The organism is Bradyrhizobium sp. Ash2021 (genome assembly GCF_031202265.1).
In the GTDB taxonomy this organism is placed as follows: domain Bacteria; phylum Pseudomonadota; class Alphaproteobacteria; order Rhizobiales; family Xanthobacteraceae; genus Bradyrhizobium.
Map to the genome: position 1 here is coordinate 2728577 of NZ_CP100604.1, position 25193 is coordinate 2753769.

Genomic DNA, 25193 nt, shown 5'->3' on the forward strand with positions numbered 1-25193 from the left:
CCCGTGGCCCATCCTTCGAGACGCACGCTTGCGCGTGCTCCTCAGGATGAGGGAGACCCGGTCTGCACCAGCGCCTTGGCGATCGCGCGCAAATCCTGCCACGACATCCGCTTGTAGGACGGCGACCGCAACAGATAGGCCGGGTGAAACGTGGCAATGGCGCGGATGGTGCGGGTTCCGGTGTCGTAATCGAACCAGCGCCCGCGGGTTTTCATGATGCCCTCGCGGGTCTGCAGCAGCGTTTGCGTTGAGGGATTGCCGAGCGTCACCAGCACGTCCGGATTGACCAGTTCGATCTGCCGCTGGATGAACGGCAGGCAGATCTGCGTCTCCTGCGGCGTCGGCGTGCGGTTGCCGGGCGGCCGCCACGGAATCACATTGGCGATATAGGCCTTGCTGCGATCGAGCCCGATCGCCGCGATCATCCGGTCCAGCAATTTGCCGGAACGTCCGACAAACGGCAGCCCCTCGATATCCTCGTCGCGTCCGGGGGCCTCGCCGACGAACATGATGCGCGCCTGCGGGTTGCCGTCGGCGAATACCAGCCGCGTCGCGGTGTGCTTCAGTGCGCAGCCGCCGAAATTCTCCAGTAGCGCGCGCAACGCCTCCAGCGTCGGCGCGGTTCGCGCCGCTTCCCTGGCTGAGTTGATTGCCGCTTCCGGCGCGACCGCTGTTTCGTTGCGCGGAATTGGCGGCGTTGCGGCCGGGATTTCCCGGACCGCGCGCGGTGCCGCCGTTTCGCGCGGCGCCGCAGCGGGAACGACGTCGGGCTCGGCCAACCGGTTGACCGGCTCGTCCGTCAGCGCGCAATCGACCCCGGACTCGAGATAAAAGGCCAGCAATTGCTTTAACGTAGGGGCGGGTTCAGGCGTGGGGTTCATTATGCCAATCTATAGCGTTTTCGAGCGAAGTGGATACCGGTTCGCGTCAAGAAAACGCGTCAAAACAAAAACCTGGAGCCTCGGTTCTGATCTAATCAGAACCGAGGCTCCAGGATGGATTAGCCGGCTACGAAACGCCTCAGATGCCATTTCCATGGTTGTCCTTGCCGCAAAAATCGGAAAGAAACAAACCTTGGAGCCGTTCTCAACCGGGCTGAGATCAGATCATGAGCACCGAAGAACTACCGCCGCGTGAGTCCATGGAATTCGACGTCGTGATCGTCGGCGCCGGGCCGTCAGGCCTGTCGGCCGCGATCCGGCTGAAGCAGCTCAATGCCGATCTCAACATCGTGGTGGTGGAGAAGGGTTCCGAAGTCGGCGCGCATATCCTCTCGGGTGCGGTGATCGATCCGGTCTCGCTCGACAAACTCGTTCCCGACTGGCGCGAGGACGCGGATTGCCCGCTCAAGACGCAGGTGAAGGATGACCGTTTCTATTGGGCGACGGCGCGCGGCGCATTTCGGTTGCCGAATTTCATGATGCCGCCGCTGATGAACAACCATCATTGCTATATCGGCTCGCTCGGCAATGTCTGCCGCTGGCTGGCGCCGAAGGCGGAGGCGCTTGGTGTCGAGATCTATCCGGGCTTTGCCGCGGCCGAGATGCTCTACGATGACAAGGGCGCGGTTCGCGGCATTGCGACCGGCGACATGGGCATCGCCAAGGACGGCACCCACAAGGATTCGTTCACCCGTGGCATGGAACTGCTCGGCAAATACACTTTGTTCGCCGAGGGCGCGCGCGGCAGTCTCTCCAAGCAGTTGATCGCGAAATTCTCGCTCGACGCCAAGAGTGAGCCGGCGAAGTTCGGCATCGGGTTGAAGGAAGTCTGGGAGATCGATCCCGCCAAGCACCAGAAGGGCCTGGTCCAGCACACGTTGGGTTGGCCGCTGAACGATTCGACCGGCGGCGGCTCCTTCCTCTATCACTACGATGACAACAAGGTCGCGGTCGGCTTCGTGGTGCATCTGAACTACGACGATCCGTATCTGTCGCCGTTCGACGAATTCCAGCGCTTCAAGACCCATCCCTCGATTCGTACCGTGTTCGAGGGCGGCAAGCGACTCGCCTACGGCGCGCGTGCCATCACCGAGGGCGGCTACCAGTCGGTGCCCCGGCTGACTTTTCCGGGCGGTGCACTGGTCGGCTGTGCGGCTGGATTTGTGAACGTGCCGCGCATCAAGGGCGTGCACAACGCGATGGGCAGCGGCATGCTCGCGGCCGAGCATGTTGCAGCAGCGCTGGGCGCCGGTCGCGCCAATGATGAACTGGTCGATTACGAGAACGCCTGGCGCGATTCCGCTATCGGCAAGGATCTGCACCGGGTTCGCAATGCGAAACCGATGTTGTCGAAGTTCGGCACCATGTTTGGCATGGTGCTCTCCGGTTTCGACATGTGGTGTAACACGCTGGGCTTCTCGCTGTTCGGAACCCTGTCGCACGCAAAACCTGACCGCAAGACGCTGGATCCGGCGAAGACCCACACGCCGATCGCCTACCCGAAGCCGGACGGCAAGATATCGTTCGACAAGCTTTCGTCAGTGTTCCTGTCCAACACGAATCATGAAGAGGATCAGCCGGTTCATCTCAAGGTCGCCGACATGAACCTGCAGAAGAGTTCCGAGCACGACGTCTATGCCGGTCCGTCCAACCGTTATTGCCCGGCCGGGGTTTACGAATGGGTCGAGGAACCAGCAGGTCCCCGTTTCCAGATCAACGCCCAGAACTGCGTCCACTGCAAAACCTGCGACGTAAAGGACCCGAACGGCAACATTACCTGGGTTCCGCCGGAAGGCGGCGGCGGCCCCAATTACGAGGCGATGTGACCACGATTGCGTGAGCCAGCGCCGGGTTACATATCGTTTTCAAGCGGGGCGGATATTGATTCGCGTGCAGAAAACGCCTCAAAACAAGCGCCGGAACAGCGTTCTGGCGGCCCGGCCACGATACCGCCACACTGAAAGCGTTTCCGGGTGGTGCGGAATCGGCGGCCTGAGGGCGGTACCTGCCAATCGATTCGTCACCCGTATCCTTGCGGTTCAACGCCAAAAGCGGCATTGTCGCGGACCTTGATGCCGCCGCTTGGGTTCGCATTCGAGAAGATCCGTAAATCCTGGAGCTAGGCGAACCGTGATGATTTCCACTCGTTTCAATCGCTGGACGATCGCCGCCTTTACCGTCGCCGCGCTGGCCGTCCCGGGCTCGCTTTTGGCGCAGACGCCGGAGCATACCGGCGACAACTCGGCGCAGTTCCCGAGCAAGATCGATCTGAAGGGGTTGACCACCTCCGGCAGCTATCTGGCGGCCCGTCACGCCAGCGTCGAACGCGACTCCAATTCGGCGGCGGCGTTCTATCGCTCGGCGCTTCGCACCGATCCGAAGAACAACGAGCTGCTCGACCGCGCCTTCATCTCCTCGCTGGCGGACGGCGACATCGACGAGGCGGTCAAGCTCGCCGACCGCATCCTGACGCTGGACAAATCCAATCGCGTCGCCCGGCTGGTCGTCGGCGTGCGCGATCTCAAGCTGAAGAAATATTCGACTGCGCAGCTCAACATCAATCAGTCGATCCGCGGACCGATCACCGATCTGGTCGCGACGCTGCTGTCGGGCTGGGCCAGCTACGGCGCCGGCGACGCCAAGGCGGCGGTCGCCAACATCGACAAGCTGACGGGTCCGGAATGGTATCCGATCTTCAAGGATCTGCACGCCGGCATGATCCTCGAGCTCTCGGGCAAGGAGAAGGACGCCGGTACGCGCTTCGAGCGCGCCTACAAGCTCGATGATTCCATGCTGCGCGTGTCCGACGAATATGCCCGCTGGCTGACGCGCAACAAGGATGCGGCGGCTGCAACCGGCGTCTACGAGGCATTCGACAAGAAGCTGCCGCGGCATCCGCTCGTGCTGGAAGGCATGCGCGAGGCCAAGGCCGGCAAGAAACTGCCGCCGCTGATCGATACGGCGCAGGCCGGCGCCGCCGAGGCGCTGTATGGCATCGGCGCGACGCTGACCCGCCGCGGCGGCGAGGATCTGGCGCTGGTCTATCTCCAGCTAGCGCTGTATCTGCAGCCCAATCATTCGCTGGCGCTGCTCTCGCTCGCCGATCTCTATGAGTCGGTGAAGAAGCCGGCGATGGCGATCAAGGTCTATGAGCGCATGCCGGCCAATTCGCCGCTGAAGCGCAATGCGCAGATCCAGCTCGCCACGAACCTCGACGCCGCCGACCGCAGCGACGAGGCGATCAAGATCCTCAAGGAAGTCACCACCGAAGACTCCAAGGACATCGAAGCCATCATGGCGCTCGGTAATATCGAGCGCGGCCGCAAGAAGTTTGGCGATTGTGCCACGACCTATTCCCGGGCCATCGATGTGATGCCGGCGAGCGGCGGCGACAAGAACGCCTGGGTGACCTATTATTATCGCGGTATCTGCGAGGAGCGCTCCAAGCAGTGGAGCAAGGCGGAAGCCGACATGCGCAAGGCGCTCGACATGCAGCCCGAGCAGCCGCATGTGCTGAACTATCTCGGCTATTCCTGGATCGATCAGGGCATCAATCTCGACGAAGGCATGAAGATGATCAAGCGTGCCGTCGATCAGCGTCCTGACGACGGCTACATCGTGGACTCGCTCGGCTGGGCCTATTACCGCATCGGCAATTACGAAGACGCGGTGAAGAATCTCGAGCGCGCGATTGATCTCAAGCCCGAAGATCCCACCATCAACGATCATCTCGGCGACGCCTATTGGCGCATCGGCCGCACGCTGGAAGCGAAATTCCAGTGGGCCCATGCCCGCGACCTCAAGCCCGAACCGGAAGAACTGCCGAAGATCGAAGCCAAGATCGAGAACGGCCTGCCGGAGGACACCTCTTCTTCGGCCGCTTCCGCCGACAAGAAAAAAGAAGACGGCAAGGGCGGCTGATCGAAGGGCTCGGGGCTTCGTCAATGCCGGCGCTGATTGCGGAGGGGCGTGCCAAGGTCAACCTGACCCTGCGGGTGGTCGGGCGGCGCGTTGACGGCTATCACGACATCGAAAGCGTGGTGGCATTTGCCGACTGCGCCGATCGCCTGACATTGACGCCCGGCTCCGAACTTGGGTTGAACATGTCGGGACCGCTGGCCGGCGCCTGCGGCGAAACATCCGACAATCTCGTGCTCAAGGCGGCGCGGCTGCTTGGGCAGCGCGTGCCGGATCTGAAGGTCGGCAGTTTCACCCTCGACAAGCTGCTGCCGGTCGCGGCCGGTATAGGTGGCGGCTCGGCCGATGCCGCGGCGGCGCTGCGGTTGCTTGCGCAACTCAATGGCCTCGCGCTCGACGACGAACGGTTGCTCCAGGTCGGGCTTGCGACCGGCGCCGACGTGCCGGTCTGCCTCGCCTCCCACGCCTGCGACATGACCGGCGTCGGCGAGACCCTGTTGCCGCTGAGCCTGCCGATCCTGCCATGCGTGATGGTCAATCCGCGCGTTCCCGTGGCGACCAAGGACGTGTTCGCCGCGCTGGGCTTGCGCAATGGCGAGCTATTGGTCGGCGCCACGGACATTCTCCGGGGCACCGCCTGGCCGGAAGCCGGCGCATCGGTCGAAGACTGGGTCGAAGTGCTTGCGGCCAGTTCCAACGACCTGGAGGTGCCGGCGATGCGCATTCAGCCCGTGATCGGCGAAGTGATCTCGGCGCTGTCGGCCAGCAACGGGGCCTGGCTGGCGCGGATGTCCGGTTCGGGCGCGACCTGTTTTGCGATTTATGAGAACACCGCCGACGCCGGCCGCGCGGCGGACAAAATCCGGCGCGACCACCCCGGCTGGTGGGTGCATGCGGGGACGTTGAGCTAGGCTTCGCGCTGTCGTCACCCGCGAACGCGGGTGACCCAGTATCCCAGAGACCTTGGCGATTTTACCGAGAAGCCGCGGCGTACTGGATCCCCCGCTTTCGCGGGGGATGACGATCTCTGACGATCTCTATTGTCTAGTGCGACCGCGCCAAACAGAACGCCACGACTTGCTCCAGCGCGGTCTTCATCGGGGAAGCCGGAAACAGCGCCAGCGCATCGACGGCCATCGCGCCGTAATGCTGGGCGCGGCTGATCGTATCCTCGAGCGCGCGGTGCTTGGTCATCAGGCCGATGGCGTGGTCGAGGTCGCCACCGCCGATCTCGCCGCGCTCCAGCGCCTTGATCCAGAACTTGCGCTCGCTGTCATTGCCGCGGCGGAACGCCAGCACCACCGGCAGCGTGATCTTGCCCTCGCGGAAATCGTCGCCGATGTTCTTGCCGAGCTTGGCGGCCTTGCCGCCATAGTCCAGCACGTCGTCGACGAGCTGGAACGCGATGCCGAGATTCATGCCGACCGAGCGGCACGCGGTCTGCTCGGCCTTGGGCCGGTTGGCGATCACCGGACCGACCTCGCAGGCGGCGGCGAACAACTCGGCGGTCTTGCCGCGGATCACGGCGAGATATTCGTCTTCGGTGGTTTGAGTGTTCTTGGCGGCGGCGAGCTGCATCACTTCGCCTTCGGCGATTGTGGCGGCAGCGGCAGAGAGGATGTCGAGCGCGCGCAGCGAGCCGACCTCGACCATCATGCGGAAGGCCTGGCCGAGCAGGAAATCGCCGACCAGCACGCTGGCCTCATTCCCCCACAGCATCCGCGCCGACAGTTTTCCGCGGCGCAGCTCGCTTTCGTCGACCACGTCGTCATGCAGCAGGGTGGCGGTGTGCATGAATTCGACGGAGGCAGCTAACTTGATATGGCCGTCGCCGGAATAGCCCGTGAGGTTAGCCATCGCCAGCGTCAGCATCGGGCGCAGACGCTTTCCCCCGGAGGAAATCAGGTGGTTGGCGACCTCGGGAATCATGGTCACCTCGGATCCGGTCCGCGACAGGATGGTGGCGTTGACGCGCTCCATGTCGGCGGCGACAAGGGTGACCAGCGCATCTATTGAGGCGTTCGATGGGCTTTCGAAGGGTACAATAACCGCCACGCTGGTCTCCACATTTGCCCAATCGGCACTATCCTTGGGTATAACAATAGAAACTGCGCACCAAAGCGGCAAGGGCTCGAAGCGGTTGACATGGCCCGCCTGGCCCCCGCACCGGGCAGGTAAAGGAGAGCGTAAATTGCGGGAATTGGTTCGGACCAACGATATCGTGCTGGTTTCCGCTGTCGGCGCGCTGCTCGACGGCGCCAATATCCATCATCTGGTGCTGGACCAGAATATGAGCATCATCGAAGGGTCGCTGGGGGTGCTGCCGCGCCGCATCCTGGTCCACGAGGATGATAACCGCGAGGCGCGCGAGCTGCTGGCCGATGCGGGCCTCGCCCACGAATTGCGGGCCGATGATTGAGACAGAGCGTTTTCGAGCAAAGTGGGCACCGGTTCGCGTGAAGAAAACGCGTCAAAAAAACAATGCGGAGCCCGGTTCTGATCTAATCAGAACCGATAAGGCTCCGGGCCTCGATGTCACCGAGGATGGATTTCTCGGCGGACAATTGCGGCTGCGGCAACTAAAATCGGGGCATCGTGCCGGTCACGATGCCATGCTGCTGGCGGCGGCGACGCCGGCGCGTCCGGGCGATCGCGTGGCCGATTTCGGCGCCGGCGTCGGCGCTGCCGGACTTGCGGTTGCCAAACGCGTGACTGACGTCGATCTCGTGCTGGTCGAGATCGATGCGACGCTGGCGTCACTCGCGCGCGAGAACGCGGCGGCCAACGCGATCGCGGCCGAGGTGATCGTGCTCGATGTCGAATCGGCGGCCGGGGCATTCGCCGCAGCCGGCCTTCGGCCCGACAGCGTCGATGCCGTGCTGATGAATCCGCCGTTCAACGATCCCGCGCGGCATCGCATTTCACCGGACAAGGCGCGCGAAACGGCGCATGTGGCGAGCGCGACCACGCTCGAAAACTGGATCCATGCGGCGCGACGCCTCCTCAAGCCCAAGGGCATGCTGACGCTAATCTGGCGGGCCGACGGGATCGCCGAGGTGCTGGCGGCGCTCGAACGGGGCTTTGGCAGTCTGCAGATATTGCCCGTTCACGCCGACGTGACGGCGCCGGCGATCCGCGTTTTGATTCGCGCCGTCAAGGGCGGACGTGCGCCGACGCAAATCCTGGCAACCCTGCTGCTCAATGATGAGTCAGGCCTGCCTAATAAACAGGTGCAGGAGGTTCTGGCCGGGAAGGGAATATTACCGCTGGCGATGCCGTGAGGACGGCCCGATCGCCCCGGCTTTGAGCAGGCAACTATTGCGGGAGTGTTTCTGACTGCCGATCGGGCGTCGAAGTGAAGTGAACCGCGGCCAAAATGGTGCCGATCAGCATTATCAGGAGATAGATTTTCATGTCACTCTCCGCTGCGCCATTGCAGCCTTGACCACAGCAATGCAAAAGGCGTTCCAGCTCTCCAATGACATTGGGGTGATAAAAAATGGTTAATTCGAGGTAACGGCATGAGTGAACAAACACGTGATCGCGGCGTGATGCCGGGCCTCCTCGAGCGGCTGAAGGAATTCGTTCCGGCGAAATTCCGGCGCGGCGCCGCGGTGGTGCCCGTGGTCCGGCTGTCCGGCGTGATCGGCGCGGTGACGCCGTTGCGGCCGGGTATGTCGCTGGCGGGCGTTGCCAAGACGCTCGAACGCGCTTTCGGGGTCAGGAATGCCAAGGCGGTGGCGCTGGTGATCAATTCGCCCGGCGGCTCGCCGGTGCAATCGCGCCAGATATATTTGCGGATCAGACAACTCGCCGCGGAAAAGAATTTGCCGGTGCTGGTGTTCGTCGAGGACGTCGCGGCATCCGGCGGCTACATGATCGCCTGCGCCGGCGACGAGATATTCTGCGATCCGTCTTCGATCCTGGGTTCGATCGGCGTGGTCGGCGGCAGTTTTGGATTTCAGGATCTGATCAAGCGGATCGGCGTCGAGCGGCGGCTCTATACGGCCGGCGAACACAAGGCGATGCTCGATCCGTTCCTGCCGGAGAACCCCGATGATGTCTCGCGCGTAAAAGCGCTTCAGCGCGAGATCCACGCCATCTTCATCGCGCTGGTGAAGCAAAGCCGGGGCAGCCGCCTCAAGGGCGCCGACGATACCCTGTTCACCGGCGAATATTGGGCCGGTGAGACCTCGGTCTCCATGGGTCTGGCGGATGCCATCGGCGACCTGCGCTCGACCTTGCGCGCCCGCTACGGCGACAAGGTGCTGACGCCGGTGATCGCGCCCGCCAGCGGGATGCTGGCCGGGCTTCTCGGCCGCAGATCGGCAGGTGCTGGAACGCTGGCGTCGCTGGACGGGCTTTCGGGCCTCCCGGACGAGCTGATTTCCGCCCTCGAAACCCGGGCGATTTGGGCGAAATTCGGGTTTTAAGGGCAGGCACCCCGCGCCATTTAGCCCCAAAAGGCCAATTGCGGCGCGGGCCGGCTTGCGCGAGAATACCGTCATGGGGGTCCGACCGACGTGAACGACAAGGATCGACCGATGCCACCGTTGATCGCATTCGCCGGCGCCCTGGGTGGGCTGGCCGTGGTCCGCTGGGCCTACAAGACCGCCGTCAGGATCAACAGGGAGCTGGAAGAAGCGCGCCTGGCCCGCGTGGCCGAAGCCGCCCGTTCCGGCGATATCCCGACGCTGCGCCGCGACCCTGTCACCGGCGCCTATCGCCCGGGCTAGGAACGGCCGTCATTCCGGGGCGTGAAGCGAAGCGAAACGAACCCGGAATCTCGAGATTCCGGGTCTGGTGCTAGCGCACCATCCCGGAATGACGCCCTAAGTCGAGCCCCGGCATCGCCTTGATTCCCTGTCCCCCCGCCGATACGGTCCCGCGCGCTTCAAAACCCCTCGCGAGACCGATTCTGACGATGGACGCCATACCCGCTCATATGCGCCCGGAACGCTCGTTCCAGGGTTTTATTCTTGCTCTGCAGCGGTTCTGGGCCGATCAGGGCTGCGTGATCCTGCAGCCTTACGACATGGAAATGGGCGCCGGCACGTTTCATCCGGCGACGACGCTGCGCGCGCTGGGGCCGAAGCAATGGAATGCGGCGTATGTGCAGCCGTCGCGCCGGCCGAAGGACGGCCGTTACGGCGAAAACCCCAACCGCCTGCAGCACTATTACCAGTTTCAGGTCATCATGAAGCCATCGCCGCCGAACCTTCAGGACCTGTACCTGAAGTCGCTGGCCGCGATCGGCATCGACTCCGCGCTGCACGACATCCGCTTTGTCGAGGACGACTGGGAAAGCCCGACGCTGGGTGCGTGGGGCCTGGGCTGGGAGTGCTGGTGCGACGGCATGGAAGTGTCGCAGTTCACTTACTTTCAGCAGGTCGCGGGCGTCGAATGCGCGCCGGTCGCCGGCGAACTCACCTACGGGCTCGAGCGGCTTGCGATGTATGTGCAGGGCGTTGATCGCGTCTACGACCTCAATTTCAACGGCCGCGACGGCGCCGACAAGGTGACCTATGGCGACGTGTTCCTGCAGGCCGAGCAGGAATATTCCCGGCACAATTTTGAATATGCCGACACGACGATGCTGTTCGAGCAGTTCAAGATGGCGGAAGAGGCCTGCAAGAAATATCTCGCCGCCGGATGGCGCGAGGGAAGCAACCAGAAAGAACATCTGATGGCGCTGCCGGCCTATGACCAGTGCATCAAGGCAAGCCATGTCTTCAATTTGCTCGATGCTCGCGGCGTAATCTCGGTAACGGAGCGGGCAAGCTACATCATGCGCGTGCGCGACCTCGCAAGAGCCTGCGGCGAAGCCTGGGTCCACACCGAAGCGGGCAGGGCGGTCTGATGCCCGATCTCCTGTTAGAGCTGTTTTCCGAAGAAATCCCCGCGCGCATGCAGGCGAAGGCGGCGGACGATCTGCGCCGCATGGTCACCGACAAGCTGGTGGCCGAAGGACTGGTCTATGAAGGCGCCAAGGCGTTCGCGACGCCGCGGCGGCTGACGCTGACCGTGCACGGTATTCCCGCGCGGCAATCGGATCTGAAGGAAGAGCGCCGCGGCCCGCGCGTCGGCGGAGCGGATGCGGCGATCCAGGGCTTTTTGAAAGCCACCGGCCTTGCCTCGCTCAGCGAGGCCAGGATCCAGACCGATCCCAAGAAGGGCGACTTTTACATCGCGCTGATCGAAAAGCCCGGCCGTCCCACGCTCGACGTGCTCGCTGAGAATCTGCCGGTGATCGTGCGCACCTTCCCGTGGCCGAAATCGATGCGCTGGGGCGAGCGCTCGGCGAAATCGGGTTCGCTCACCTGGGTGCGGCCGCTGCACGCCATCATCGCGACCTTCGGCCTCGAGACCGAAGAGCCCGACGTGGTGAAGTTCGACGTTGCCGGGATCGAAGCGGGCCAAACTACTTTTGGCCATCGCTTTATGGCGCCGGCCGCGATCTCCGTGCGCCGTTTTGAGGATTACGAGGCGAAGCTGCTGGATGCCAAGGTTGTGCTCGATCCGGAGCGCCGCAAGGATACCATCGTTACCGACGCCAAGCAGTTGGCCTTCGCGCAGGGGTTCGAACTGGTCGAGGACCAGGTGCTGCTGGATGAGGTCTCAGGCCTCGTCGAATGGCCCGTCGTGTTGATGGGCTCGTTCGACCCGGAATTCCTGTCGATCCCGGGCGAGGTGATCCGCGCCACCATCCGCAACAACCAGAAGTGCTTCGTGGTCAAAGACCCCAAGACGGGAAAACTGACCAACAAATTCATCCTCACCGCCAACATCGAGGCGAGCGACGGCGGCAAGGCCATCGTCGCCGGCAACGAGCGCGTGATCCGTGCGCGGTTGAGCGATGCGAAGTTTTTCTATGAAAGCGATCTGAAGACCAGGCTGGAAGCCCGGCTGCCGAAATTCGACGGAATCGTGTTTCACGAGAAGCTGGGCACGCAGGGCGAGCGCATCAAGCGCATCGAACGGCTGGCGGCCGAGATCGCGCCGCTGGTCGGCGCCGATTTCGAAAAGACAAAGCGCGCGGCGCATCTGGCGAAGGCGGATTTGCTGACCGAAGTGGTCGGCGAATTCCCGGAGCTGCAGGGCTTGATGGGCAAATACTACGCGCTGGCGCAGGGCGAGGATGCTTCCGTCGCCGCCGCGAGCGAAGAGCATTACAAGCCGCAGGGGCCGACCGATCGCGTGCCGACCGACCCGGTGAGCGTGGCTGTGGCGCTGGCCGACAAGATCGACACGCTGGTTGGGTTCTGGGTGATCGACGAGAAACCGACAGGATCGAAGGATCCTTACGCGCTACGTCGCGCGGCGCTCGGGGTAATTAGGCTGCTTCTTGAGAGTCTAATTCGCTGCTCGCTCACTGAACTATTCAGGAGTTCATATTTGCTTCACTTACTTCGAAATCAGCGTGGAAACACTTTTGTATTTCTTCCAACTGAAGATGGCAGAAACCATGCATCAATAACTGCCGCATTTGCGGACGAACGAACACGGTCGGAGCCGTTCAAGTCGAAGGCTGTGCTTGACCTGACAAAGCCAGCCATTGTTTGCACCTCTAAGGTCGAGCAACGGAGCGATGCGAGGGGCACAATAACTCTCCTGCTGGCTGATGCCATCGATCAGGGGCATGACATTGTCGGAACGTTGCCTTCCTGCGAACAGGTTCGGGCCGATCTGCTCTCCTTTTTCGCCGACCGCTTAAAAGTTCAGCTCCGCGATCAAGGTGCACGTCACGATCTCGTCGATGCCGTATTCTCGCTTGGCGGTCAGGATGACCTCCTGCTCGTCGTCCGCCGCGTCGAGGCGCTCGGCAAATTCCTCGACAGCGACGACGGCAAGAACCTGCTCGCCGGCACAAAACGCGCGAACAATATCCTCGGGATCGAGGAGAAAAGGGACAAGCGCAGCTTTGATGGTGCGCCGGATGCCGCGCTCTACGCCCTCGACGAAGAGAAGGCGCTGGCGAAGGCGATCGATCAGGTGAAGAACGAAGCCGGCACCGCCGTGGCCAAGGAAGATTTTGCCGCCGCGATGAGCGCGATGGCCAAGTTGCGGCCGGCGGTCGACGCCTTCTTTGACAAGGTCAAGGTCAATGATGACGATCCAAAGGTGCGCGAGAATCGGCTAAGATTGCTCAATGAGATCCGCGCGGCGACGCGCGCGGTGGCGGATTTTTCGAAGATCGAAGGTTAAGCCATGGATCGCCAGACGCTTGCCGCCTACGATCATGATGCGGCAACGTTCGCGAAGGATTGGCATGCGCAGCCGGCCCCCGTCGATCTGCAGGAAACCGTCGCGCGTTTCTTCATCCGGGGCGGGACCACCGCCGATATCGGCTGCGGCTGTGGCCGCGAGGTGGCCTGGCTCAATGCGAACGGTTTTCCGGCCGTCGGCTTCGACGCTTCGGATGGACTGCTGGCCGAGGCGCGCGCGCGATATCCAAATCTGAACTTTGCGCACGCGGAATTGCCGAAACTTCAGGGCATCGCCGCCGATGCCTATGACAACGTGCTCTGCGAAACCGTGATCATGCATCTCGGCTGTGCGCAGATCGGCCCTGCCGTCCGCCGGCTGCTCGACATCGTCAAGCCGAGCGGCGTGCTCTATCTGAGCTGGCGTGTCACCGATAAGTGCGACATTCGCGACGGCGATGGCCGGTTCTATGCCGCGTTTGACGCGGCGCTGGTGCGCACCGAATTGCCTGATGGCACGCCATTCCTCGACGAAGAGGTGGTCAGCGCCTCATCCGGCAAAAAGATTCACCGCCTGGTGGTGAAGAAGCCGGGTTTGCAGAACCGCGATTGATGGGTTCTGCTTCGCTCCGGATTTTCGTTCCCCGGATGCTGCGCAGTGCCATCAGCGCGTTTACGCGCGTCTTCGACGCGCTATGGCTTGTGACGTGATGCGCTGCTGATCCGGGGTCCATCAGCGTGGGTCCCGGCGCAGCGAAGCAGCGTTTCACGCTGCATCGCGTCCGGAACACGATACGTAATGAAAAGCCCCGCCCGGAGGGGGAGCCGGACGGGGCTTTCATGTCCGGTCGGAACTCGCGCATATCCGCTTGCGCGGCGCCCGGACCAATCATTCAGATTATCGAGACTACTCGACCACCTGAACGATGCGACGCGAACGCGGTTCGACCAGCACGGTCTGGCCATTCACCACGGTGTAGCGATAGGGCGTGACGCCGAAGGTCTGCGGCACATCGTAATAGGTGACGCCGGTTTCCGGCAGCACGCCGCCGACGATCACGCGATCCGGAATGGTGTAGTTCGGAACCCGTTCGCGCACGATGTATTCACGGAAGGCCGGGCGCTGATCGACCGCGATGCCCTCGTTGTCGTCGACGATAACCGTGCCGCCGCGAACGGCGCCCACGGTGCTCTGGGCCTGCGCGGCGATCGGTGTACTGATCGCGGTTGCGATCGCTGCAATGGCAAGTATCCTGTTCCGCATGCTCAACTCCTTCGCGGGGCTTTTTCTTTGACGCGTTTTCTTCACGCGAACCGGTACCCACTTCGCTCGAAAACGCTCCAGGCGAGCCAATTCGTCGCGCGCGGCATTGTTCCGAAAAAGGGCGGCCGCATACGCGGCAATTTCGGGCATTTTTCTGGGCAGGTTTCTTGCTGTTTTTGTTTGCAGTTTGCCGGCGGCTTTTCCCGGCAGTTTTCTCGATCAATCTTCCTGACAATTTTTCCGGAACCGGAACCCATGGACGCCACAAGCGTCTCCTATTCCGGAACCGCGCCAGCGGGTAAGTTGCCGCCCTCGATTCGATTTTCCACCAGATCTGCCGGAGGCATTTGAATGACCATCACCGCTGCGCATGTTCCCGCCATCGTCGCCCTGATCGCGGGTATTTTGATCTTGCTCATGCCGCGGCTGCTCAATTTCATCGTAGCAATCTATCTGATCTTCGTCGGTCTGGTCGGTCTCGGCGTGCTCAAGATGTTTCACCTGTAGCGCAGGAAAGGCGGGTTTCGCGGCTTGCGCGGACCCCCTCAAAGTGGTGTAAGGCGCGCATCTTCTCCCCCTCTTTTCGGATTGTTGTCTGCCATGGCCAAAGCCGTCGCGAAGTCCAAGAAAACCGTCGAGAAAACCGTCGAGAAAATCGCAGCGAAATCAAAGCCATCCGCGCGAGCCAAGGCCGCGTCGCCGGCCCGCAAGGCGCTGAAAAAGGGCCCGGCCAAGCCGGCGCCCAAAGCGGCCCCCAAGGCGCCTGGAAAGGCCCCTGCGAAGGCCTCTGCCAGCAAGCCCGCGATATCGGCGGTAAAGGCCGGAAAATGGGTCTACACCTTCGGCGACGGCAAGGCCGAAGGGCAGGCGGGCCTGCGCGATCTGCTCGGCGGCAAGGGCGCCAATCTCGCCGAAATGGCCAATCTCGGTCTGCCGGTGCCTCCCGGCTTCACCATTCCGACCTCGGTCTGCACCTATTTTTATGCGCACGACAAATCCTATCCGAAGGAATTGAAGGCGCAGGTCGAGAAGGCGCTGGATCATGTCGGCAAGCTGACCGGCAAAGCGTTCGGCGATTCCAGCAATCCGCTTTTGGTGTCGGTCCGCTCCGGCGGCCGCGCCTCCATGCCGGGCATGATGGACACCGTGCTCAATCTCGGCCTCAACGATCAGACCGTCGAAGCGCTCGCCGAATTGTCCGGCGACCGCCGCTTTGCCTATGACAGCTATCGCCGCTTCATCACGATGTATTCGGACGTCGTGCTCGGCTTCGAGCACCATCATTTCGAAGACATCCTCGATACCTTCAAGGACAGCCAGGGCTACGCGCTCGACACCGACCTCACCGGCGACGACTGGGTCCAACTGGTCGGCCAGTACAAGGATGCGGTGGCGCGCGAGACCGGCCAGGATTTCCCGCAGGATCCGCACGCGCAATTGTGGGGCGCGATCGGCGCGGTATTTTCGTCCTGGATGAACGCACGCGCGGTGACCTACCGCCGGCTGCACGACATTCCGGAATCCTGGGGAACCGCGGTCAACGTGCAGGCCATGGTGTTCGGCAATATGGGCGAGACCTCGGCGACCGGCGTTGCGTTCACGCGCAATCCCTCGACCGGCGAGAGCAAGCTGTACGGCGAATTCCTGATCAACGCGCAGGGCGAGGACGTGGTGGCGGGCATCCGCACGCCGCAGGACATCACCGAAGACGCGCGCAAGGAATCCGGTTCCGACAAGGCATCGATGGAAAGCGCGATGCCCGAGGCGTTCAAGGAGCTGACGCGGATCTACACGCTGCTCGAAAAGCACTACCGCGACATGCAGGACATGGAATTCACGGTCGAGCAGGGCAAATTGTGGATGCTGCAGACCCGCGGCGGCAAGCGCACCGCGAAAGCCGCCCTGCGCATCGCCGTCGAACTCGCCAATGAAGGCCTGATCTCCAAGAAGGATGCGGTGATGCGGATCGATCCGGCTTCGCTGGATCAATTGCTGCACCCGACCATCGATCCCGCGGCGAAGCGCGACGTCATCGCCACCGGCCTGCCGGCCTCGCCGGGCGCCGCCTCCGGCGAGATCGTGTTCTCCTCCGATGAAGCCGCCAAGCTGCAGGCCGACGGCCGCAAAGTGGTCCTGGTGCGCATCGAGACCAGCCCGGAAGACATTCACGGCATGCACGCCGCCGAAGGCATCCTGACCACGCGCGGCGGCATGACCTCGCATGCCGCGGTGGTCGCGCGCGGCATGGGCAAGCCCTGCGTCTCCGGCTGCGGCACCATCCGCGTCGATTACGGCCGCGGCACCATGAGCATCGGTTCGCGCACCTTCAAGACCGGCGACGTCATCACCATCGACGGCTCGGTCGGCCAGGTGCTGTCCGGGCGGATGCCGATGATCGAGCCGGAACTGTCGGGCGAGTTCGGCACGCTGATGGGCTGGGCCGATGCCGTCCGCAAGCTCGGCGTCCGCGTCAACGGCGACACGCCCGATGACGCGCGCACCGCGGTCAAGTTCGGCGCCGAGGGCATCGGGCTGTGCCGCACCGAGCACATGTTCTTCGAGGAAACCCGCATCCGCACCGTGCGCGAGATGATCCTTTCCGAGGACGAACAGTCGCGCCGCGCGGCGCTGTCAAAGCTGCTGCCGATGCAGCGCGCGGATTTCGTCGAGCTGTTCGAGATCATGAAGGGCCTGCCGGTCACCATCCGCCTGCTCGATCCGCCCTTGCATGAGTTCCTGCCGCATACCCAGGCCGAGATCGAGGAAGTCGCGCGCGCGATGAACACCGATCCGCGCAAGCTCGCCGATCGCGCCCGCGATCTCGCCGAGTTCAACCCGATGCTCGGCTTCCGCGGCTGCCGTCTTGCGATCGCCTACCCGGAGATCGCCGAGATGCAGGCCCGCGCGATCTTCGAGGCCGCGATCGAAGCGGAAAAACGCACCAACAAGGCCGTCGGCCTCGAGGTGATGGTGCCGCTGATCGCGACCAAGGCGGAATTCGATCTGGTCAAGGCGCGGATCGACGCCACCGCGCAGGCGGTGATGAAGGAAACCGGCAAGAAGCTCAGCTATCAGGTCGGCACCATGATCGAGCTGCCGCGCGCCTGCCTGATGGCCGGCGACGTCGCCCAGACCGCCGAGTTCTTCTCCTTCGGCACCAACGACCTGACGCAGACCACCTACGGCATAAGCCGCGACGACGCCGCGAGCTTCCTTGGCACCTATGTCGCCAAGGGAATTCTGGAGATCGATCCCTTCATCTCGGTCGATCGCGATGGCGTCGGTGAACTCGTCAGGATCGGTGTCACGCGCGGCCGCAAGACGCGGCCCAACCTCAAGGTCGGCATTTGTGGCGAGCATGGCGGCGATCCCGCCTCCGTCGCGTTCTGCCACGAGATCGGGCTCGACTACGTCTCGTGCTCGCCCTACCGCGTGCCGATCGCCCGCCTCGCCGCGGCGCAAGCCGCTCTCGGCAAGACGGTCGCCAGCCAGGCGTAGTTCTCTGCACGGCTAACGAACGAAGACGGCGTCATGCCCCGGCTCGTCCCGGGCATCGACGTTTTGGCGTGCTGTGAAGAAGAAAGACGTGGATGGCCGGGCACAGGCGAGCGGAAGCGACGCCGTCCTTCGGGCTTCGGACGCCTATGCCCGGCCATGACGATAGAGTTCCGTCATTGCGAGGAGCGCAGCGACGAAGCAATCCATCTTCCTTTGCTGGGTTAGATGGATTGCTTCGCTTCGCTCGCAATGACGTTGAGGCATTTGTGGCTCAATGCCTGGCCCCGTAGTCACACGGGAACTCTGCGAAATTTCTTCATCATTTTCGTTGACCGGATATTTACCACTTTCATCGAGCGCCCGTTTACCAACGCTTTCGATGAAACGAGCGGAATCGCCGTCAACTCTTGAGTGTAGCGCGCGTGCAACGCCGATTAACTCCCCGGCAACCTAAATTCGATACCAACAAAAAAGATCGAATTGCACGGATGTACTGCCGATCGATCGTAGCTGTGTAAGCGTTGCGTGAGCGTATCGATGTTTGTGTTGCGTAACCAGCCGAGGGGCGCACGGTTTGCGTCCTTCGGTCTCGGTCTTTGCGTCTTCGCAATGATGCCGACCGAGATCGGATATCAGGATATCGCGTCACTGCTGGCCCGGCAGCCTGGCGTCGCAGAGCGCTGGCAGAGCCGTGTGTTCTCCACCGCCAACAGCATTCAGGTTGCCACTTTCAGCTTCGGCCGACCGATCGGAACGTCCACGCCGCAAACCGCGACCTACCGGCTGGCAAGCCTCGACAACCAGGGCATCGACATCACCGGTTCTGTGACGCGCAATCCGCTGGCGTCGCCGCCGCCGCGCTACCAGGCATCTGATTTTCCCAAGGTCGATCGCACGCTGAAGGGCGATCGTCTTGTCGTCGCATTGCCCGAGCCGGCGGAAACCTTAGCGCCCGCCGAGGCCGTGCCCGCGAACGTGGATCCCTCGACGTCCAACGCGTCGGTGAGGGGCGCCAAGACCGCGGCCGTGCAGCCGGCGGACGAACGCGCGCCGCTCGACCCGGAACTGCAGGAAGCCCTCTCGGCGCCGCCGCTGCCGCAATATGATGTGTCGATGTCGCTGGAGGCCAATCCGCTCGACGACCTCAAGCCGGAGCCGGAGGCAGCGGCCGTAGCCCTCAGCGCCGCGCCGCCGCGCGACAATTTCGCGTTCAAGACGTCCAGCCTGTTCTTCGGCAGCTCGCTCGGCTCGCCCGAAAGCATCGAACGCTGGCGGCCCGGCGAAGAACCTGTCGTCATGATGCCGGACGCGCTTCCCGATCCGGACATGAAGATCATGGCCTCACTGCCGGTCGATGCCGACGGGCCGGTCAAGGCCGGCGAAATGGGCGAGAGCATCGCGCCGAAGGGCGAGGTCAATGCCGACAACCAGCATGCCAAGACGCCGGCCGAGCGTCTCGGCCTGTTCGACGAGAAATCGCGCGCCAAGTCGGAGAAGTGCCTGGCTGAGGCCGTCTATTTCGAAGCCCGCGGCGAAGCCGTGCGCGGCCAGATCGCGGTCGCCCAGGTGGTGATGAACCGCGCCTTCTCCGGCAAATATCCGGACACGGTGTGCGGCGTGGTCTACCAGAACAAGCACCGCCACTTCGCCTGCCAATTCACCTTCGCCTGCGACAACACTCCCGACGTCATTCGCGAGCCCGACATGTGGGACCGCGCCCGGAAGATCGCGAAAGCGATGCTCGACGGCCAGCTCTGGCTGCCGGAGGTCGACAAGTCGACGCACTACCACGCCTATTGGGTGCGGCCGTCTTGGGTCAGTGAAATGAAGAAGATGTATAAATTCGGCGTCCACACCTTCTACCGGCCCCGCGCCTGGGGCGACGGCAGCGATGCGCCGAGCTGGGGAAATGCCGCGCAGACTGCAGAGATTTCCGCGGAACTCGCGGAAGCCGCGCAAAGCTCGGCCGAGCAGGCCAGCGCCAGGCGGTAAATTAGCCGTCATTCCGGGATGGCCCGAAGGGCCAGACCCGGAATCTCGATATTGTAGAACTCGCAAGTCAACCTCGGGATTCCGGGTTCGCGCTTTGCGCGCCCCGGAATGACGAACTGCCCGTGAATTGCTCTCGCCGATTTTGCAAGGCTGCCCTGCGGTGACACTTTTTCCGACCCGCCCCCTTGGGATTTTCATGCAGATGCATTAATTCCCCGTAATGTTGGACCTCGGGGAATTCCGGGCGCCGATTGATACTGGGGGAAATAGATGGCTGTAACCGCAGACGACCTTCGCCCAGCCGCCGGCACCTGGCGTACGCCGCTGGTCATCATCATCTGCGGCTGCGCGATTGCGCTGCTGAGCTTCGGGCCGCGGTCGAGCTTCGGTTTCTTCATTCAGCCGATGGGCCGGGAGCTTACCTGGGGCCGCGACGTGTTCGGTCTGGCGCTGGCCCTGCAAAACCTGTTGTGGGGATTGGGCCAGCCGATCGCAGGCGCGATCGCCGACCGTTTCGGATCCTTGCGCGTCATACTCGTCGGTGCGCTGCTCTATGCCGGCGGTCTGCTGACGATGCGTTATGCGGCGACCCCGCTGTCGCTCGATTTGGGCGCCGGCGTCCTGATCGGCTTCGGGCTGTCGGGCTGTTCGTTCAACCTCGTGCTATCCGCGTTCAGCAAGCTGTTGCCGCCGCACCATCGCGGTATCGCGCTCGGCGCCGGAACCGCGGCGGGCTCGTTCGGACAATTCCTGTTCGCGCCGTTCGGCGTGGCGATGATCGACAATTTCGGCTGGCAGGCGGCGCTGACGGTGTTTGCGGCCCTGATGCTGCTAATCGTGCCGCTGTCGCTCGCACTTGCTACACCCGCCCAGACGTCGGCCAATGTGCCTGCCGCCGACCAGCAGACGTTCAAGACCGCACTTGCGGAAGCGTTCGGCCACCGCTCCTATGTGTTGCTGGTGCTCGGCTTCTTCACCTGCGGCTTTCAGCTCGCCTTCATTACGGTGCATCTGCCGGCCTATCTGTCCGATCGCGGCGTGTCCGCGCAAACCGGCGGCTGGGTGATCGCGGCGATCGGCCTGTTCAACATTGTCGGTTCGCTCAGCGTCGGCTGGCTGCAGAACGTCTTTCCGAAGCGCTACATCCTGTCGGCGATTTATTTAACCCGTGCGCTGTCGATCATCGCCTTCATCTCGTTTCCGATTACGACCTTCTCCTCGATCGCGTTCGGCGCGATCTCGGGCCTGACCTGGCTATCGACGGTGCCGCCGACCTCGGCGCTGGTGGCGCTGATGTTCGGCACCCGCTGGTTCTCGACACTGTATGGTTTCGCCTTCGTCAGCCATCAGGTCGGCGGTTTCCTGGGCGTGTGGCTCGGCGGAATCGTGTTCGAGAAATTCGGCTCCTACACGCCGATCTGGTGGCTGTCGGTGCTGTTCGGCGTGCTGTCGGCGCTGATCAACCTGCCGATCGTCGAGCAGCCGGTGCCGCGCCTGGTTGCGCAACCCGCCTGATGCGGTAAACAACGGCCAAGCAAAGGCTGTTCGTCATGCCCGGGCTTGTCCAGGCTTGTCCCGGGCATCCACGTCCTTACTGTCGAGGGGCAACCAAGAACGTGGATGGCCGGGCATAGGCTAGCGGAAGCGACGCCGTCCTTCGGACGGCTATGCCCGGCCATGACGCGTTGGAAATCACCGCGAGTTTTGGGAGAGGTATCGTGGCAACGTTCAAGGCGATCCGGATCGACAAGGCGGAAAAGGGTACCACCGCCGCACTCACGCAGTTCGACGAAGCCGAATTGATGGACGGCGACGTCACGGTGCGGGTTGAGTGGTCGACGCTGAACTACAAGGATGGCCTCGCCGTCACCGGCAAGGCCCCGGTGGTGCGGCGCTTCCCGATGATCGCCGGCATCGACTTCGCGGGCACCGTCGAACAATCCACCCATCCGCAGTGGAAGGCCGGCGACAAGGTCGTCTGTAACGGCTGGGGCATGGGCGAGACCCATCTCGGCGCCTACGCCGAGAAGGCGCGCGTCAAAGGCGACTGGCTGGTGCGGCTGCCCGAGAACATCTCGACCCGCGATGCGATGGCGATCGGCACCGCCGGCTATACCGCGATGCTGTCGGTGCTGGCGCTGGAGAAGCACGGCCTGACACCGAACAGCGGTCCGGTCGTGGTGACCGGTGCTGCAGGCGGCGTCGGCTCGGTCGCGACCGCGGTGCTGTCAAAACTCGGCTATCACGTCATCGCTTCCACCGGGCGGCCGTCGGAAACGGACTACCTGAAAGGCCTCGGCGCGGCCGAGGTGATCGATCGCAATGAGCTGTCTGCTCCGGCAAAGGCGCTGGCGAAGGAGCGCTGGGCGGGTGGCATCGACAGCGTCGGCTCGAACACGCTCGCCAACCTGTTGTCGATGACGAAATATGGCGGCGCCATCGCCGCCTGCGGCCTGGCCTCCGGTATGGACCTGCCGTCCTCGGTGGCGCCGTTTATTTTGCGCGGGGTGTGCCTTCTCGGCATCGATTCCGTGATGTGCCCGCTTCCGCAGCGCAAGCTCGCCTGGAGTCGCTTGGCCGTCGATTTGGATCGGACAAAACTAGCTGATATTACTCATGAAATCGGTTTGGAGCAGGTCATTGCCGCCGGTGCCCAAATTCTCGCCGGCCAGGTCCGCGGTCGAATCGTGGTAAAAATTCTCTGACGGCGTTCAGACTTTACCAACCAAGCTGCTCCAATGTTGCCACACGGTTGGTATGGTAATCAGCGGGTAAAGAAACTTCGGGCGGATACCCGCGCTTGGGTCAAGTTGGAGTTGCGGCATGGTTGCGCGTTTGGTGTTGGGGGCCGTCACGGCCGGGGCGATGATTGTGCCGGCGGTGGCCGGAATGATGAATGCCGATGAGGCGCGCAGGTTTGTATCCGGCAAGGTGTTCGCTTTCACCTGCTTCGATGGTACCCGCGGCGCTGGCCGCATTCTCGACGACATGGGGGCTGCGGGTTCGATCCAGTTCTCGGGCTCCGGACCGATCCGCCATGTGCGTCTCCCGGGCAACACGCTTCAGGTCCGCGGCCAGAGCGTGTGCGCTTCGCTCAAGGGTCTTCCATTCGAGCCGTGTTTCAATCTCGACAAGCGCGACGAGAGCACCTTCCGCGGATCGGTTTCGGGCATGGGCTTTGCCTATTGCGAATTCCATCACCAGGGCGCGGCGCAGATGCTGATGGCACGCGCCGTGGCCCGGCCGCGCTCGTTGCATCCGTCGGAGCCGAGGCGCTCGGCGGACGCGTCGCGCACCGAAATATCGGCGCGGGTGGAGACGCCGCCGGTCGAGAGCGCCAAACTCGAGCCGGTCAAAGCCGAACCCAAGGCCGAGCCGGCGAAGCCGGAGAGTGCCCCGGAATTGCGTCGCTCGACCGATTGAGTTCCGCAGCGCGGCTGCGGCGCACACGCCGGCCGCATGGATCCCGGTTGAACCTGGTCTGACGCTGCGCCGAAGCGCAGAATTGCGGGTCCGATCGCTGCGATGTCGCCACGCCGTAGTCATACGGATGGCCATCTTTATCGCTTGGTAGCAAATCCGATCCAACCTGCCAGCCAACAAAGGCCGGGAGGGGGCCTAACGCATGAGCCCAATCATGCCGCTGTATTTTTCCGGATCAGCCATGGCGAAGTCGCTGCCGGTCGAAAGCAACCGCCTCAAGCTCGAGGTCTCCAAATTCCTCAACTCGGTGTGCGCCGCGTGATTGCTCGCGGCCACCCGTCTCAACCGGGCGTGAAAAGCGCCTTGCCGCGATTTTTTGAGGCCACCGCCACGGCTTCGGCGATTTGCCCGAAGCTGAAGGTGCCGGCAACCGGCGAACTGATCGCGCCCGACGCGACGAGCGGCGTCAAGCGATCGTACATCGCGCTGATCTTGTCGGATGTCGCGGTGTTGAACCAATTGGCCAGCCAGAATCCGCGCATCGATACGTCGTGGAATATCAGGGGTAGCGCGGGGCCGACGAACGGCTTGCCGCTGATCGCACTGTAGAACACCAGAACACCCTTCGTCGCCAGACAACCCAGCAGGTTCATCGTCGCGGTATCGGCAACCCCATCGACGGCGAGCGTAATGGGTGCGCCGCCGGTTTCGGCCGCAACCCGCTTGGCGAGATCCGGTCCATCGACCAGCACGACGTCGCCGCCGATCGCCTTGATCTCGGCGACAACATCCTCGCGCCGGACCACATTGACGGTCTTCAGGCCAAGCGATTTCGCGATCGCGATCAGCGCCCGGCCAACGCCTGAGTTGGCGCTGTTGTGGATGACCCAGGCACCTGATGGCAGCGCGACGTATTCGGTCAGCAGCAGATAGGCCGTCGCGGGATTGATGCCGAGCATCGCAAGTTGATGGATGTCGCCGCCGGCAAGCGGCCGCAGCCGGCTCCCGTCCGCCTTGATCCGTTCCGCCCATGCGGGGGACGGATAGGGTACTAGCGTCCGGTCGCCTTCTTTCAGATGCGTGACGCCGCCGCCGACCGCGACGACACGGCCGACGCCTTCCGTTCCAACGATGCTGGGCAGCTTCGGCCGGTACCCGTACCGACCGGAAATCATCAGGAGATCGCTCATGTTAATGGGCGAGGCTTCCAGCGCGATCACCACCTCACCTTCACCGGGCGTTCCGACATCGGGAACGTCGACCAATTTCATCACCTCGGCCGGATTGCCGAACGCCTCGATCTGGATCGCTTTCATGACCATTCTCCCGGTTATGTACTATGCAGTACATAATGGAGGTGGGCTGTCAAGCAAGCAGTTTCAAGGCCTGATCAAGCGTGGCACGGACGCGCGCCGCATCCGGCGCATCTTTGGCCAGCACCATCAGCCCGGTATAGATCGCCACGATCGTATGCGCGGTGACGTCCGGATCGAAGCCGTCGGCGAATTGCGCGCGATCGGCGCGCAGCCGGTCTCGCAGCAGTTCCTCCAGCTTCCGGTTGAAGCTTTCGATCCGCTTGCCGACTTCCTTTTGCTCGGCCGCGCCGTCGGCCGATGCATTGATCGAAAGGCATCCGCGCTTGCCTTTGACGCCCGAACAGAACGGGACAAAGCCGGTCAGCCAGCGATGCACCGCGTCGCGCGCCGACGGGCCATCGTTGATGATGCGTTCGGCCTGGGCGACGATGCGGGCGTGATAGCGCTCGAGAATTTTGAGGAACAAGACATTCTTGTCGCCGAATGCGGCATACAGGCTCGGCTTGGCGAGCCCGGTCGCGGCGGTGATGTCGTCGAGCGACGTGCCCTGGAATCCCTGTTGCCAGAACACGTCGCGCGCGAGGTCCAGCGCCTCGTCGGGATCGAAACTGCGCGGTCTTGCCATCTGCCCTATGTA

The 25193-nt window shown here is 63.1% G+C and carries 21 protein-coding genes; 16 read left to right on the top strand and 5 right to left on the bottom strand.

All coding sequences use genetic code 11. From position 1 onward, the window contains the following. Positions 1-41 precede the first annotated feature (41 nt). Complete coding sequence (locus NL528_RS13170; protein ID WP_309183084.1) at positions 42-881, bottom strand: uracil-DNA glycosylase; 840 nt, start codon at positions 879-881, stop codon at positions 42-44. A gap of 227 nt (positions 882-1108) precedes the next feature. Here NL528_RS13170 and NL528_RS13175 point away from each other — a divergent pair, with 227 nt between their 5' ends. The 3 genes from NL528_RS13175 (at position 1109) to NL528_RS13185 (ending at position 5770) form a co-directional block, all read left to right on the top strand. Continuing rightward, on the top strand, positions 1109-2767 hold the full coding sequence (locus tag NL528_RS13175) for an electron transfer flavoprotein-ubiquinone oxidoreductase (RefSeq protein WP_309183085.1): 1659 nt from the start codon (positions 1109-1111) through the stop codon (positions 2765-2767). A 307-nt stretch (positions 2768-3074) separates the two neighbouring features. After that, positions 3075-4862 (top strand): tetratricopeptide repeat protein, encoded by a 1788-nt coding sequence (locus NL528_RS13180; RefSeq protein WP_309183086.1) that lies wholly within the window; start codon positions 3075-3077, stop codon positions 4860-4862. Between the two features lie 23 nt (positions 4863-4885). Beyond that, positions 4886-5770: a 4-(cytidine 5'-diphospho)-2-C-methyl-D-erythritol kinase gene (locus NL528_RS13185; protein WP_309183087.1), complete on the top strand. Its 885-nt coding sequence runs from the start codon at positions 4886-4888 to the stop codon at positions 5768-5770. A gap of 133 nt (positions 5771-5903) precedes the next feature. Here NL528_RS13185 and NL528_RS13190 read toward each other — a convergent pair whose 3' ends face one another. Then, complete coding sequence (locus NL528_RS13190) at positions 5904-6914, bottom strand: polyprenyl synthetase family protein (RefSeq protein WP_309183088.1); 1011 nt, start codon at positions 6912-6914, stop codon at positions 5904-5906. Positions 6915-7050: 136 nt separating this feature from the next. Here NL528_RS13190 and NL528_RS13195 point away from each other — a divergent pair, with 136 nt between their 5' ends. The 7 genes from NL528_RS13195 to NL528_RS13225 all read left to right on the top strand — a co-directional run bounded on the left by NL528_RS13195 (position 7051) and on the right by NL528_RS13225 (position 13676). Continuing rightward, positions 7051-7278: a DUF2007 domain-containing protein gene (locus NL528_RS13195; RefSeq protein WP_309183089.1), complete on the top strand. Its 228-nt coding sequence runs from the start codon at positions 7051-7053 to the stop codon at positions 7276-7278. 85 nt (positions 7279-7363) lie between these two features. Then, the gene (locus tag NL528_RS13200; protein ID WP_309184886.1) at positions 7364-8140 is read left to right on the top strand and encodes a methyltransferase; all 777 of its coding nucleotides are present in this window, start codon (positions 7364-7366) and stop codon (positions 8138-8140) included. A 240-nt stretch (positions 8141-8380) separates the two neighbouring features. Continuing rightward, a complete protein-coding gene (locus NL528_RS13205; protein WP_309183090.1) occupies positions 8381-9292 on the top strand; it encodes a S49 family peptidase in 912 nt (303 codons plus the stop codon). A 111-nt stretch (positions 9293-9403) separates the two neighbouring features. Beyond that, positions 9404-9595 carry a hypothetical protein gene (locus NL528_RS13210; RefSeq protein ID WP_074279761.1) on the top strand — a complete coding sequence of 64 codons (192 nt, stop codon included), beginning with the start codon at positions 9404-9406 and terminating at the stop codon, positions 9593-9595. A 188-nt stretch (positions 9596-9783) separates the two neighbouring features. After that, a complete protein-coding gene (locus NL528_RS13215; RefSeq protein ID WP_309183091.1) occupies positions 9784-10719 on the top strand; it encodes a glycine--tRNA ligase subunit alpha in 936 nt (311 codons plus the stop codon). After that, a complete protein-coding gene (glyS, locus tag NL528_RS13220) occupies positions 10719-13064 on the top strand; it encodes a glycine--tRNA ligase subunit beta (RefSeq protein ID WP_309183092.1) in 2346 nt (781 codons plus the stop codon). Before NL528_RS13215 ends, glyS begins: the two co-directional genes overlap by 1 nt. Positions 13065-13067: 3 nt before the next feature. After that, positions 13068-13676 carry a class I SAM-dependent methyltransferase gene (locus NL528_RS13225; protein WP_309183093.1) on the top strand — a complete coding sequence of 203 codons (609 nt, stop codon included), beginning with the start codon at positions 13068-13070 and terminating at the stop codon, positions 13674-13676. Positions 13677-13970: 294 nt separating this feature from the next. Here the strand turns inward: NL528_RS13225 and NL528_RS13230 are convergent, their stop codons facing one another. Continuing rightward, positions 13971-14327 carry a DUF1236 domain-containing protein gene (locus NL528_RS13230; protein ID WP_309183094.1) on the bottom strand — a complete coding sequence of 119 codons (357 nt, stop codon included), beginning with the start codon at positions 14325-14327 and terminating at the stop codon, positions 13971-13973. 351 nt (positions 14328-14678) lie between these two features. Here NL528_RS13230 and NL528_RS13235 point away from each other — a divergent pair, with 351 nt between their 5' ends. From NL528_RS13235 to NL528_RS13260, 6 genes are all read left to right on the top strand, one after another. Further along, positions 14679-14834 carry a DUF3096 domain-containing protein gene (locus tag NL528_RS13235; protein ID WP_309183095.1) on the top strand — a complete coding sequence of 52 codons (156 nt, stop codon included), beginning with the start codon at positions 14679-14681 and terminating at the stop codon, positions 14832-14834. Between the two features lie 93 nt (positions 14835-14927). After that, positions 14928-17825, top strand: coding sequence for a pyruvate, phosphate dikinase (gene ppdK / locus NL528_RS13240; protein WP_309183096.1), 2898 nt, complete (start codon positions 14928-14930; stop codon positions 17823-17825). 537 nt (positions 17826-18362) lie between these two features. Further along, positions 18363-19817 carry a cell wall hydrolase gene (locus tag NL528_RS13245; protein WP_309183097.1) on the top strand — a complete coding sequence of 485 codons (1455 nt, stop codon included), beginning with the start codon at positions 18363-18365 and terminating at the stop codon, positions 19815-19817. A 270-nt stretch (positions 19818-20087) separates the two neighbouring features. Then, a complete protein-coding gene (locus NL528_RS13250) occupies positions 20088-21332 on the top strand; it encodes an MFS transporter (protein WP_309183098.1) in 1245 nt (414 codons plus the stop codon). 203 nt (positions 21333-21535) lie between these two features. Next, entirely contained in the window at positions 21536-22522 is a 987-nt protein-coding gene (locus NL528_RS13255; protein WP_309183099.1) for an MDR family oxidoreductase, read from the top strand. Between the two features lie 118 nt (positions 22523-22640). Then, positions 22641-23240 (top strand): hypothetical protein, encoded by a 600-nt coding sequence (locus NL528_RS13260; protein WP_309183100.1) that lies wholly within the window; start codon positions 22641-22643, stop codon positions 23238-23240. 341 nt (positions 23241-23581) lie between these two features. Here the strand turns inward: NL528_RS13260 and NL528_RS13265 are convergent, their stop codons facing one another. After that, the gene (locus tag NL528_RS13265; RefSeq protein ID WP_309183101.1) at positions 23582-24556 is read right to left on the bottom strand and encodes a zinc-dependent alcohol dehydrogenase family protein; all 975 of its coding nucleotides are present in this window, start codon (positions 24554-24556) and stop codon (positions 23582-23584) included. A gap of 49 nt (positions 24557-24605) precedes the next feature. Continuing rightward, complete coding sequence (locus tag NL528_RS13270; RefSeq protein WP_309183102.1) at positions 24606-25181, bottom strand: TetR/AcrR family transcriptional regulator; 576 nt, start codon at positions 25179-25181, stop codon at positions 24606-24608. Positions 25182-25193 lie beyond the last annotated feature (12 nt).